Source organism: Tissierella praeacuta (assembly GCF_040396155.1).
Taxonomy (GTDB): Bacteria; Bacillota; Clostridia; order Tissierellales; family Tissierellaceae; genus Tissierella; species Tissierella praeacuta_A.
The window spans coordinates 18,546-30,605 of the sequence record NZ_JBEBOY010000040.1; the positions used below are offsets into that span (position 1 = coordinate 18,546).

The window sequence follows — 12,060 nt, forward strand, 5'->3', positions numbered from 1 at the left end:
TTTATCAATATATGTCAATTGATAAAATTACCTAAGGAGGAATTATGAAAAAAAGATATTTATTATTCGTACTAATAATTTTATCTATAGTTTCTATATTTATTGGAGTTAAAGAAATATCTCTTTCTGATATCCTTTATCTGAACCATGATAAAATTCAAATATTATTTTTAAGTAGGTTTCCCCGACTTATTAGTATTATTGTTGCGGGAATGGGAATGAGTATAAGCGGTCTTATAATGCAGCAAATAACTCAAAATAAATTTGTGTCTCCAACTACTGCTGCTACTATAGATTCTGCTAAACTTGGTATCTTAGTTTCTCTTATATTATTTTCTGCTGTAAGTGTATTTACAAAGATGATAATTTCATTCATCTTTGCTCTATGCGGAAGCTTTTTATTTATGATCATTTTAAAAAGAATAAAATATAAAAATGCTGTTATTGTACCTTTATTAGGTATTATGCTAGGAAGTATAATTGACTCCATAGCAACCTTTTTAGCATATAAATATAATCTTGTACAAAATGTTTCTTCTTGGCTACAGGGAGATTTTTCCATGACTATTAAAGGTAGGTATGAACTTTTATATATAAGCATTCCTCTCGTTTTTATTGCTTTTCTATATGCAAATAAATTTACTTTAGCAGGAATGGGTGAAGACTTTTCAATCAATCTAGGCTTAAATTATAATAAGGTTGTAGGTATAGGTATTAGTATTGTAGCCTTAATAACTTCTGTAGTAGTAATCACTGTAGGAAAAATCCCATTTTTAGGTCTTATAATACCTAATATGGTCACTATGTATCAAGGAGATAATTTGAAGAAAAACCTTATTCCAACAGCTTTATTTGGAGCTGTATTCCTCCTTGTCTGTGATATATTAGGTAGAATAATAATCTATCCCTATGAAATTTCCATAGGCCTTACTGCTGGAGTTTTAGGTAGTTTAATTTTTATTTATTTGCTTATTAGGAGGAATACATAATGAACTTTAAAAAGAAAATATACTTTCTTTCTATATTACTTTTAGTTCTAATTACATTATTTCTTGTTACAGGATTAAATAGTAAAAACTGGCAATATGCCCTTTCACGCCGTATACCAAAGATAATTGCCATTATATTAACTGGAAGCTCTATAGCATTTTCCTCTATGATATTTCAAACTATAACAAACAACAATATATTGACTCCTAGTGTATTAGGGTTAGATTCTCTATATATGTTTTTTCAAACATTTATCGTGTTTATCTTTGGATCAAATAATCTTGCGAAAATAGGAAATCATTTTAACTTTATATTATCTGTTGGGTTTATGGTTATTTTTTCTATTGTATTATTTAAAATCCTCTTTAAAAGAGAAGGTACTGATATATTCTTTCTCCTACTTCTTGGACTAGTATGCGGAACTTTCTTTCAAAGTCTGTCTTCATTTATGCAGACGTTGATTGACCCAAGTGAGTTTATGATCATTCAAGATAAAATGTTTGCTAGCTTTAATAATATAAATACAAATATTTTATGGCTATCACTAGTAGGAATCTTTTTAGCAATAGTCTGCACATATAAAAACCTAAATGATTTAGATGTTTTGTCTTTAGGTAGAGATAATGCTATTAATCTTGGAGTAAATTATGATAAAACTGTAAAAAAAATGCTCATAATTATTTCTATATTAGTATCTATATCTACGGCTTTAGTTGGCCCTATAACTTTTCTAGGATTGTTAGTTGTAAATATTACGAGGGAATTTTTTAAGACTTATAAGCACAAATATTTAGTTATAGGTTCTATGCTAATTAGTTCCATTGCCCTTGTAGGAGGACAATTTTTTGCCGAAAGAGTGGCAAATTTCAGCATTCCTATATCAGTAATCATTAATTTCATTGGTGGTACTTACTTTATATTTTTGTTGTTAAAGGAGAGTAAAATATGATAGAAATAAAAAATGTAGTTAAACAATATGGCAGCAAAAATGTTGTGGATAATGTAAGTGTTAAAATAGAAAAAGGTAAGATTACTTCATTTATTGGACCAAATGGAGCAGGAAAAAGTACTTTATTATCCATAGCTAGTAGAATTATAAGCAAAAATGAAGGTGAAGTATTTATTGATGGTAAAGAAATTAATCAATGGAGTAACGATGAACTTTCAAAAAAAATATCCATATTAAAACAAACTAATCATATTAATATAAGACTTACCATTAGAGAATTAGTTAGTTTTGGTCGTTTTCCTTATTCTAAAGGAAAATTGACTGCTGAAGATTGGAAATATGTTGATGATGCTCTAAATTATATGGCTCTTAACGATATTCAGAATAAGTATCTAGATGAGCTTAGTGGAGGTCAAAGACAAAGAGCTTATATTGCCATGGTAATAGCTCAAAATACAGAATACATTCTCCTAGATGAACCTCTTAACAATCTAGATATGAAGCATTCTGTAGATATTATGAAAATACTAAGGCAACTGGTAGATGACCTAGGCAAAACAGTTGTTATAGTTATACATGATATTAATTTTGCATCATGCTATTCTGATTATATTATAGCTTTAAATGATGGCAGAGTAGCTAAAGAGGGGGTGGTTAACGAGATTATAACTAAAAATGTATTAGAAGAAATCTATGACATGAAATTTAATATTCAGAATATAGAGGACTCTAGAATATGTGTTTATTATTAAAAAATATTATGAGGTGAAAAATATGAAAAAAACGAAAAATTTGCTTATTTTAGTATTAGTGATTATTACTGCTTTAGCTCTTACTGCTTGCAGCTCCAAGAATAATTCTGAAAACGCCGTAGTTAATTCTGAACAAGAGGAAAAAGTAGAAACTCAAAATGAAAATGCTGAGAAGCCTTCTAGTATAGCTATTACTCATGAATTAGGAGAAACTGTTGTTAATAAAAACCCTAAAAAAGTAATTGTGTTTGACTATGCTACTTTAGATTCTTTAGATAAACTTGGAATAGAAATCATTGGACTTCCAAAATCTAATATTCCAACTTTTCTTGATAAATTCAATGATGAAAAATATGAAGATGTAGGAACATTGTTCGAGCCTAATTTTGAAAAAATCTTTGAACTTGAACCAGATGTGATTTTTGTATCCGGTAGACAAGCAGAAGTATATGAAGAACTTGCTAAAATAGCTCCTACTGTATATTTAAATATTGATGGTGCCAACTATATGAGCTCATTTACCAATAATGTTAAGACTTTAGGCGAAATCTTTGAAAAAGAAGAATTAGTAGAAAAAGAGCTTACTGCCATTAATGAATCCCTAGAAAAATTAAATAAAGCTGTCACTGAAGATGAAAAAAATGCTCTAATAGTTATGGCTAATGACGGTGCCATAAGTGTTTATGGTGAAGGCTCTAGATTTGGCATCATTCATGATGAATTCGGTTTTGTACCTATAGATAAAGATATAAAGATAAATAATCATGGCGACAAAGTTACTTTTGAATATATATTAGAAAAAGATCCTCAATATATTTTAGTTGTTGATAGGGCTGCTACTACAGGAGGCACTACATCAGCAGAACAAATTTTTGATAATGATATCATTAAACAAACAACAGCTTATAAAGAGGATAAAATAGTATATCTTAGCTCTCAAATTTGGTATGTAGCATCTGGTGGATTAAATGGAACAATGACAATGATAGAGGATGTACAATCTGGATTATAGAACTTAATATATAACAAAAACTCATTTCTGATAAATAACATTTATCTGGAAATGAGTTTTTTTATAGTTAAGCTAATTGATAGCTATCATTTCATATAACCTTACTATCTAAAATAACAAAAATTTACAAGACTCAAATTTATTTTAAATATTTAATATTTTTATTTGTCCTGTACATTTTATCATTGAGAATTTTAACAGCTATTTATATTATGTCTTAAATAATTTATTGAAATATTTGATAAAAACTTGTTCATTTTCTAGTATTATTTACTTATAATTCTTATCTATACTTAATTTATCTTGTATAGATTTTGTCTATAATAACATACTATTTTATAGGAGGTGACTAACATGGAAATGAGATTTTTAACCGGTGAAGAATATATTATTATTAACAGAAATACAGGTGAAGTAAACTACTGAGTTTCTGACGAAAAAGGCTATTTCTCTAAATGAGCCGAAAAGCCATCTGCCGTTGGCAGAAAATAAGTTTATATAATAAATAAAAAATGGGCCATCTCAAAAGTCATTAATAAATTACTTTTGAATGCCCATTTTTATTTTTAATATACTTTTATCCATCTTCTATTTAAAACCTAATTATATATTTAAATAGAAATGTCTATTTATTATATCTTTTTAATATTCCCTCCAATATACGAGCATGACGTCCTTCATCTTTAGCTGATTCATTGAAGTAATCCCTTATAGAATCTAATTCTAATTTTTCGGCTTCATCTGCTGCTTCTTTTTTATTTTTATTTGCGAATATTTCGCCTTCTAGCATTTGTCTTATATTTGCAAATAAATCATCTTGAATCATTCCATTCATTTCAGCAAAATGAGAAGCATGCTCTACCTCTTCCCAAGCTATGACCTTTAAAACTTCTGCAATTTCTCCATATCCTTCTCTTTGTGCTTGACGAGCCATAGCTAAATATATACCTGCTTCACTGGTTTCACCATTAAAATTTTGCTTTATAGTTCTTTCTAGTGGGGTCCCTTTTCCCTCACCTATTTTATGTTCTGTTATTAATTCAATTTTGTCCATAGAAATCCTCCTTTTATTTATAATGAATTAAAGGTATCGTATACTCTTTGGGCAATACCTTTATTTTTAGCTTGTAAATCAGAAAAATATATAAAATTACTTCCCTTATAATCTAAATGCTCTCCTATTAAAGCTACTTCTAAAGCACTTCTAACAATATTTATAATACAATCATCATCATGATACATTTGACAGTTTTTACATTGTTTAAGAACGAAAGCAATAGCTGAAATTATGGATTCTTCATCAAATATCTTCGTATCTTGATAAGGAATATTGTCTACACCATTATCTATAAACTCATCTTGGCTTTTTAAACAAGTTATTAAGCATTGTTCACAATATCCTACAAAACATTCATCCTTACAGCAAGTCCCACAACTATCTTCAGTTAAGCAGCATTTACCCACCTTTTTTATAAGACCATTAAAATCTATTCCTTTACCCATATATTTCACCCTTTCCATATAACAAAATATTTATTTTCCTATATTATAGGCCAAATAATATTCTACCATATTTTGACTTATATTGTTATATCTAACTATAATAATTAATTTATTAACTTACTATTATATATCTATTTTAATTTTATATATTGTCTAAAATTTTTAGAAAGAGATTTTATAATTTATATACTTTTTTACTTACTATAATTCAAGGCTTCATTTTTTAAAGTCAAAATATAAGACACTATCTATTCTTATACCCATATTTTATACAATGAAAAAGAGAAATGCATATTTAAACACTCTATATTGTTTAAAGCTTTCTTTTTTCTAGGAATATAAACTTCACTTGCAATATAAAATGGTCATCTCAAAATAAAAATTTGAGATGACCATTTTTATATTCTCTTTAAAGTTAGTTTTTATATGGCAATTTTGTTACTCCATTTTCCACATCTGTCTCCAAAACAACCAATATCACTATTATTCTCATTAATTGTAACTACTTCGCATCTATTTGCACATCCATTACATTCAAAACTTTTAGAGATAAACTTATTTTCAGCAAGGTCTAGACCTTTAAAATTGGTTCCTCCATATCTTTCAGCAGCTTCTTTTGCTATTATTGCAGCTCCTATGGAGCCCATGACATTATAATGCTCTGGAACAAATATCTCAAAACCTAAAGCATTTTCAAATGCTTTCTTTATACCTATATTAGCAGCAACTCCTCCTTGGAAAAATACTTTAGGCATGATTTCTTTACCCTTTCCAATATTATTGAGATAGTTTCTAACTAAAGCATCACAAAGGCCTCTTATTATATCAGATTTATTATATCCCAATTGCTGCTTATGTATCATATCTGACTCAGCAAAAACAGCACATCTTCCAGCAATTCTAACTGCTGTATTTGATTTCAGAGCATAATCTCCAAACTCTTCAATTGGAATATCTAATCTTTCTGCCTGTCTATCAATAAATGAACCTGTACCAGCTGCACAAACTGTATTCATTCCAAAATCATATACTACTCCATTTCTTAAAATAATAATTTTGGAATCCTGTCCTCCAATTTCAATTATTGTTCTTACATCTCTATCTATTTCAAGCGCTGCAACAGCATGGGTTGTTATTTCATTTTTTATCGCATCAGCACCTATTAATGTGGCAGCTATATGCCTGCCACTTCCTGTTGTTCCAGCTGCACCGATTTCAATATCACTATATCTATCTTTTAAAATCTTTAACCCATCTTGCACAGCCTTTATTGGACTCCCCTTAGTTCTTAAATAGATCTTTTCTACTACATTCATCTTATTATCTAAAAGTACAAGATTTGTACTTACTGAACCTACATCAACTCCAAGATAGTGCATATTTCTTTCTCCTTTCAAGCAAATCTACAAATGCCTCAATCCTAGTAACTAAACCAGCTTCACCAGTCATCTCATCAACTACAAGGGACATTATGGGAAAATCTCTCTCCCTTGATATAGTAGGCAAAATTGCTTTTGAAACTATTTCTGGCATGCATCCCATTGGAAATATTTGAATAGCCCCATCAAATCCTTCCTCATGAGCCAGAACTGCTTCACCAACACATTCCCTTGCATGACCTCCTATTCCAAGATTAAGATAATCTTTTGCCCCTTTTTTTATATCGAGTGAATTTAATTTAGTAGGTACCAGTGCCATATCTTTAACCCACCAACTAGGTGTTAACCTTCTCGATGTTGTAATTCCATAGTCCATGAGTTTATCTTCAATATACAAATTTGAAAATGGTTCAATTATAGTATATATTTCACCTATTATGGCTATTTTTACAGGATTTTTATCTTTATCTATTTCAATATTATTTATTTTATCTTTATAATCCTTTAGTAAACTAATCATTTCTTTAGGTTCCCTACATTTTAAAGCATCTCTCTTACAGCTATTTAATATTTTCTTACATTGCCCATTTACCTTTTCGTACCCCGCCAAATAATGAGCTTTTGATTCTATTTCGTCAATTAAATTCATCACCTTCACAGCATCTCTTAAGGCTTTTACTTTTTCACCCTTTCCTTTATTACTTTTTGATGATATTTTATTGATCCTATTAAACAATTCTTTAATCCCAATATCCTTAGGCAAATCCAGCAATATAAAATCTAAATTATATCCAAGTTTATTCAATAGATTCATTTGCATTTCTCCATATTCACCAAATCTACACGGACCACAACTTCCTGGAAGTATGACTGTATCTGCTCCCTTTTCAATTGCTTGTATATAATTTCCTATCATTATCTTAAAAGGTAAACACATTTCTTCCGGAGAATGTAAAGAACCAATTTCTAATGCTTCTTTATTACTTAATGGAGGCATTATATACTCTATTTCAAGTCCATCAAATAATGTTTTTGCTGCTAAATATACATTTCCCAAATGCGGAGCTGTTATTTTCATATTAAGAACTCCTTTCTAACATATCAACGAATGCCTCAACTCGCGTATCAAGACCTGCTTCGCCAGTGTGTTCGTCTACTTTCAATATCATAAAAGGAAAATCTTCTATTCTATCTTTAATAAGCTCAATTACTACAGAATCTATTCCACAGGCAAAGGAAGATATATATATAATTCCATCTACTATGCTTTTCTTAGATGCATTTGCTGTAAATCCGTAGGAATTTCTCGCAAATGTCCAGAAAGGTCTTTTGTATAGATTTTTAACTTCCATATCTATTGACTCTTCATCAGTATATTCTTCTGTTATAACACCTACACCTAATTCGTTAAGTTTTTGTATTATATTCATATTAATAAAATTATCATAAATATTGTATGGGTGTCCTGCTAAGGCAACTCTTAACTTGTAATTTTCATCCTTTATACCTGATTTATAATTTTTCTGCTCCTCCAAAGCTCTATTAAATGATTTTCTTATTTTAAAACTATCCTTTGTTATTTTACGTCCTGCTTCCTCAGCCCAACTGTATAGTTTTCTCTTTGACACAGCATAAATAGGCTCAATAATAGTCTCGGGAATATCCGGTATGCTATTTACTATCATTTCTGGAAGTCCACAAAACTTTGGACATATATATTCTTTTTTTCTTACCTGCATTATTCTAGGAATTACAATAATATCGCATTTATCTTTTAATGAATAAACATGTCCATGAAATATCTTAACTGGAAGGCAGGCTTCATCTACTGAATATTTAATACCTTCATTTAATATTTCTGTATTTGTATCAGGAGAATTAATTACTTCTGCCCCTAACTCAGAGAAAAATGTTTGTAAAAAAGGATGATATTTACAATATAATAACCCTTTAGGAATTCCTACTTTCATATTTACCTCCTTATAAATTAAGATTACATCCGTATATTATTGGCAGAATTCTAAAAAGTATACAATTATACAAGTAAATTTCATAATATTAAATAAAAAAACTATGGATGTTTTTAATCAGTCCATAGTTTTTCATAATATTACCCTTCAAGATAAGCTTTTTTAACCCTATCATCAGCAACTAGTTTCTTCGCATTCCCTTCTATTTCAATTTCTCCATTTCGAATTATATAAGCCCTGTCTGCAGTATTAAGTGCCATATTTGCATTTTGTTCTACTAATAATACTGTAGTTCCACTTTTATTTATATTTTTTATAATAGAAAATATCTCATTTACTATTATGGGAGCAAGCCCCATAGAAGGTTCATCTAACAAAAGTAATTTTGGTCTTGACATTAATGCACGACCGATTGCAAGCATTTGCTGTTCTCCACCAGACAATGTTCCTGCCATCTGCTCTCTTCTTTCTAGAAGTCTTGGAAATAAGGAAAATATTTTATCAAAATCTCTCTTAATTTCCTCTTTATCATTTCTTATATATGCTCCCATTTCCAAATTCTCCATTACACTCATTTTAGAAAATATTCTTCTGCCCTCTGGAACATGAGATATACCTAATTTAACAATATCTGGAGCATTTAAGGAATTAATCTTTTCTCCATTTAATTTTATTTCTCCATTTTTAGGTTTTTCCATTCCAGAAATAGCTTTTAAAGTTGTACTTTTCCCCGCTCCATTTGAACCAATGAGAGTGACTATTTCTCCTTCTTCAATTTTAATACTTATATTTTTAAGTGCATGAATAGCTCCGTAATATACATCTACTTTTGACAGTTCTAACATTTAGCTACCTCCTCACCTAAATAAACCTTAATTACCTTCTCATTTTTTTGTATCTCCTTTGGCGTTCCACTGGCAACTAAATAACCATAATCAAATACAAATATTCTTTCACAAATATTCATAACCAAGGACATATCATGTTCTATAAGAATTATTGTAAGGTCAAAGGTTTCTCTTATCCATTTAATCAAAAATTTAAGCTCCTTTGTTTCCTTAGGATTCATCCCTGCCGCTGGCTCATCTAATAATAGCAATTTAGGCTTTGCTGCTAATGCCCTTGCTATTTCCAACCTTCTTTGGTCTCCATAAGAAAGATTCTTTGCAAACTCATCTTTTTTATCTAATAAATTAAACTTTCCTAAAAGTTCTATTGCTTCATCATAAGTAGTCTTTTCAGATTTATAATATGATAGTAATCTAAAAAATGCTGAAACTAAGCCATATTTTAAACCATTATGAAATCCTATAAGTACATTATCAAGAACTGTCATATTCTGAAAAAGTCTTATGTTTTGGAATGTCCTAGAGATTCCATAATAAGTTGTTTTATGAGGCTTCAAATCTTTAGTTGATACTTTTCTCTCTAAATCATAGACTATTTCTCCTGATGTAGGATTATATATTCCCGTCAATAGATTAAAAAATGTTGTCTTTCCTGCTCCATTTGGTCCAATTAAACCTATGATTTCTCCTTTTTCTATATTCAAACTAACATCCGTAATTGCTTTAATACCACCAAAGTTCTTTGATAGATTACTTACTTTCAATACTGACATTTCTCTTTATCCCCTTTCTTAAAACTTTAAATTCCTCTTTACCTAGAAGCCCTGTTGGTCTATAAACCATTATTCCAAATAAAACTAGTGAATAAATTACCATTCTAAGTTCGGGTATGTTTTGAAGAAATAAAGAAATCACCACTAAAGCAATTGCTCCAACTATTGAACCTAAAATACTGCCCATTCCACCAAAGACAACGACTACTAGTATGTCAATTGATTTCATAAATCCAAAAGAATCAGGTTTTATAAAGTAAAAATAATTAGCATAAAGTGAACCTGCAATTCCTGCAAAGAAAGCACCTATGGCAAAGGCTAGAACTTTATAAAAAGTAGTGTTGATACCCATTGCCTCAGCTGCTATTTCATCTTCTCTTATGGCTATACAAGCTCTTCCATGATAAGAGTTAATAAAATGCTTTATTATAAATACTGTAACCACTGTCATGACAAAGATCCAAGTCCAATTTGTATATTGAGGAATATCATTGAAACCAATGGCTCCCCCTATATAATCATTATTTAATGCCAAAATCCTTATAATTTCACCAAAGCCTAAAGTGGCTATAGCTAGATAGTCACCCTTTAACCTCAGTGTTGGAATTCCAATAAAAACACCTATTATGGCAGCTACAATTCCAGATACTAGTATAGCCAATATAAAAGGCTGACCTAGTTTAGCTGTAAGTACTGCAGATGTATAAGCTCCTATTGACATAAAAGCTGCATGTCCTAAAGAAAATTGGCCTGTAAATCCAGTAATTAAATTTAAGCCCAGAGCCAATATAATATTAATTCCAATAAGAAAAATATTTAGCTGCAAATATGAATCTACAATACCTACATCCATTAAAATCTTTATTAACAAATAGATTACAACCAATAAACTAAAACCTATAATATCTTTTTTATTTAACTTTTTCATTGCTCTTCCTCCTATACCTTTTCCTTTACAGTCTTTCCTAAAAGTCCATTAGGCTTAAATAATAAGACCATAATAAGTATTGAAAAGGCAACAGCATCCTTAAACACTGATCCTCCATAGGCAGAAACAATGGTTTCTGTCATACCAAGAAAAAAACCTCCAAATACAGCTCCAGGAATAATGCCTATTCCCCCTAATACTGCTGCAACAAATGCCTTTAATCCAGGCACTGTTCCCATTAAAGGATTTATAGTATTATAATAAACCCCAACAAGTACACCAGCTGCCCCTGCTAAGGCAGAGCCAATAGCAAAAGTAGTTGATATGGTCTTATTTACATCTATGCCCATAAGTTCAGCAGCATCTTTGTCAAGAGAAACTGCCCTCATGGCTTTACCTACTTTTGTCCTATGGACTATATATTGAAGTCCAATCATCAATGCAATAGTGATTAAAATAATATATATATTTTTTATATCCACTATAATTTTTCCATTAAATAAAGTGAATATTTTACTCTTTAGTACTTCTGGAAATGTTCTTGTATCTGGTTTTACGAAATACACCATTATATATTCTAAAAACAAGGATACAGATATTGCAGTAATAAGAGCTGCAATTCTTGTGGAATTTCTTATAGGCTTATATGCAACCTTTTCTATTATCATTCCAAGAATACTGCAAACTAACATTGAAATCAGCAATGCAGGAAGAAAGCCTAGACCTAGAAAGGTTGTTAAGGCAAAGCCTACATATGCCCCCATCATATAAATATCTCCATGGGCAAAATTAATTAAGTTTATTATTCCATATACCATGGTATAACCCAATGCTATTAGAGCATATATACTGCCAAGAGATATACCATTTATTAATTGCTGTAATAATTGTTCCATTTTTAACTTCCTTGTATAATGTATTTAGGTTATTAAATAGGAAAACCTATAAACCTTCTT

At 29.9% G+C, this 12,060-nt stretch carries 13 protein-coding genes; 4 read left to right on the forward strand and 9 right to left on the reverse strand.

Features of this window, described 5'->3' with window-relative positions; all coding sequences use genetic code 11:
• The first annotated feature begins 44 nt into the window (after nt 1-44).
• Genes ABWP20_RS15225 through ABWP20_RS15240 form a run of 4 tightly spaced genes read left to right on the forward strand, consistent with a single transcriptional unit; the run spans nt 45 to nt 3,703 of the window.
• Entirely contained in the window at nt 45-989 is a 945-nt protein-coding gene (locus tag ABWP20_RS15225) for an ABC transporter permease (protein ID WP_353096934.1), read from the forward strand.
• Entirely contained in the window at nt 989-1,939 is a 951-nt protein-coding gene (locus ABWP20_RS15230; RefSeq protein ID WP_353096936.1) for an iron chelate uptake ABC transporter family permease subunit, read from the forward strand. Before ABWP20_RS15225 ends, ABWP20_RS15230 begins: the two co-directional genes overlap by 1 nt.
• Entirely contained in the window at nt 1,936-2,691 is a 756-nt protein-coding gene (locus tag ABWP20_RS15235; RefSeq protein WP_353096938.1) for an iron ABC transporter ATP-binding protein, read from the forward strand. Before ABWP20_RS15230 ends, ABWP20_RS15235 begins: the two co-directional genes overlap by 4 nt.
• A gap of 22 nt (nt 2,692-2,713) precedes the next feature.
• On the forward strand, nt 2,714-3,703 hold the full coding sequence (locus ABWP20_RS15240; RefSeq protein WP_353096940.1) for a siderophore ABC transporter substrate-binding protein: 990 nt from the start codon (nt 2,714-2,716) through the stop codon (nt 3,701-3,703).
• Between the two features lie 625 nt (nt 3,704-4,328).
• On the opposite strand, the gene ABWP20_RS15245 is transcribed toward ABWP20_RS15240, so the two are convergent.
• The 9 genes from ABWP20_RS15245 to ABWP20_RS15285 all read right to left on the reverse strand — a co-directional run bounded on the left by ABWP20_RS15245 (nt 4,329) and on the right by ABWP20_RS15285 (nt 12,000).
• A complete protein-coding gene (locus ABWP20_RS15245) occupies nt 4,329-4,757 on the reverse strand; it encodes a ferritin-like domain-containing protein (protein ID WP_353096941.1) in 429 nt (142 codons plus the stop codon).
• Nucleotides 4,758-4,774: 17 nt separating this feature from the next.
• Nucleotides 4,775-5,206: a hypothetical protein gene (locus ABWP20_RS15250; RefSeq protein WP_353096942.1), complete on the reverse strand. Its 432-nt coding sequence runs from the start codon at nt 5,204-5,206 to the stop codon at nt 4,775-4,777.
• 422 nt (nt 5,207-5,628) lie between these two features.
• On the reverse strand, nt 5,629-6,585 hold the full coding sequence (locus ABWP20_RS15255) for an acyl-CoA dehydratase activase (protein ID WP_353096943.1): 957 nt from the start codon (nt 6,583-6,585) through the stop codon (nt 5,629-5,631).
• The gene (locus tag ABWP20_RS15260) at nt 6,566-7,663 is read right to left on the reverse strand and encodes an acyl-CoA dehydratase activase-related protein (protein ID WP_353096944.1); all 1,098 of its coding nucleotides are present in this window, start codon (nt 7,661-7,663) and stop codon (nt 6,566-6,568) included. Before ABWP20_RS15260 ends, ABWP20_RS15255 begins: the two co-directional genes overlap by 20 nt.
• 1 nt (nt 7,664) lies before the next feature.
• On the reverse strand, nt 7,665-8,555 hold the full coding sequence (locus ABWP20_RS15265; RefSeq protein WP_353096946.1) for an acyl-CoA dehydratase activase-related protein: 891 nt from the start codon (nt 8,553-8,555) through the stop codon (nt 7,665-7,667).
• A gap of 140 nt (nt 8,556-8,695) precedes the next feature.
• Nucleotides 8,696-9,400 carry an ABC transporter ATP-binding protein gene (locus ABWP20_RS15270; protein ID WP_353096948.1) on the reverse strand — a complete coding sequence of 235 codons (705 nt, stop codon included), beginning with the start codon at nt 9,398-9,400 and terminating at the stop codon, nt 8,696-8,698.
• Nucleotides 9,394-10,176, reverse strand: a complete 783-nt coding sequence (locus ABWP20_RS15275; protein ID WP_353096949.1) for an ABC transporter ATP-binding protein — start codon at nt 10,174-10,176, stop codon at nt 9,394-9,396. Before ABWP20_RS15275 ends, ABWP20_RS15270 begins: the two co-directional genes overlap by 7 nt.
• Nucleotides 10,154-11,104 (reverse strand): branched-chain amino acid ABC transporter permease, encoded by a 951-nt coding sequence (locus tag ABWP20_RS15280; RefSeq protein WP_353096950.1) that lies wholly within the window; start codon nt 11,102-11,104, stop codon nt 10,154-10,156. Before ABWP20_RS15280 ends, ABWP20_RS15275 begins: the two co-directional genes overlap by 23 nt.
• An 11-nt stretch (nt 11,105-11,115) precedes the next feature.
• The gene (locus ABWP20_RS15285; protein ID WP_353096952.1) at nt 11,116-12,000 is read right to left on the reverse strand and encodes a branched-chain amino acid ABC transporter permease; all 885 of its coding nucleotides are present in this window, start codon (nt 11,998-12,000) and stop codon (nt 11,116-11,118) included.
• Between the last annotated feature and the right edge of the window lie 60 nt (nt 12,001-12,060).

Coding starts and splice junctions, on each gene's coding strand:
- ABWP20_RS15230 (WP_353096936.1), top strand. CDS start 989: ATGAACTTTAAAAAGAAAATATACTTTCTTTCTATATTACTTTTAGTT.
- ABWP20_RS15270 (WP_353096948.1), bottom strand. CDS start 9,400: ATGTTAGAACTGTCAAAAGTAGATGTATATTACGGAGCTATTCATGCA.
- ABWP20_RS15245 (WP_353096941.1), bottom strand. CDS start 4,757: ATGGACAAAATTGAATTAATAACAGAACATAAAATAGGTGAGGGAAAA.
- ABWP20_RS15225 (WP_353096934.1), top strand. CDS start 45: ATGAAAAAAAGATATTTATTATTCGTACTAATAATTTTATCTATAGTT.
- ABWP20_RS15255 (WP_353096943.1), bottom strand. CDS start 6,585: ATGCACTATCTTGGAGTTGATGTAGGTTCAGTAAGTACAAATCTTGTA.
- ABWP20_RS15285 (WP_353096952.1), bottom strand. CDS start 12,000: ATGGAACAATTATTACAGCAATTAATAAATGGTATATCTCTTGGCAGT.
- ABWP20_RS15250 (WP_353096942.1), bottom strand. CDS start 5,206: ATGGGTAAAGGAATAGATTTTAATGGTCTTATAAAAAAGGTGGGTAAA.
- ABWP20_RS15275 (WP_353096949.1), bottom strand. CDS start 10,176: ATGTCAGTATTGAAAGTAAGTAATCTATCAAAGAACTTTGGTGGTATT.
- ABWP20_RS15265 (WP_353096946.1), bottom strand. CDS start 8,555: ATGAAAGTAGGAATTCCTAAAGGGTTATTATATTGTAAATATCATCCT.
- ABWP20_RS15280 (WP_353096950.1), bottom strand. CDS start 11,104: ATGAAAAAGTTAAATAAAAAAGATATTATAGGTTTTAGTTTATTGGTT.
- ABWP20_RS15235 (WP_353096938.1), top strand. CDS start 1,936: ATGATAGAAATAAAAAATGTAGTTAAACAATATGGCAGCAAAAATGTT.
- ABWP20_RS15240 (WP_353096940.1), top strand. CDS start 2,714: ATGAAAAAAACGAAAAATTTGCTTATTTTAGTATTAGTGATTATTACT.
- ABWP20_RS15260 (WP_353096944.1), bottom strand. CDS start 7,663: ATGAAAATAACAGCTCCGCATTTGGGAAATGTATATTTAGCAGCAAAA.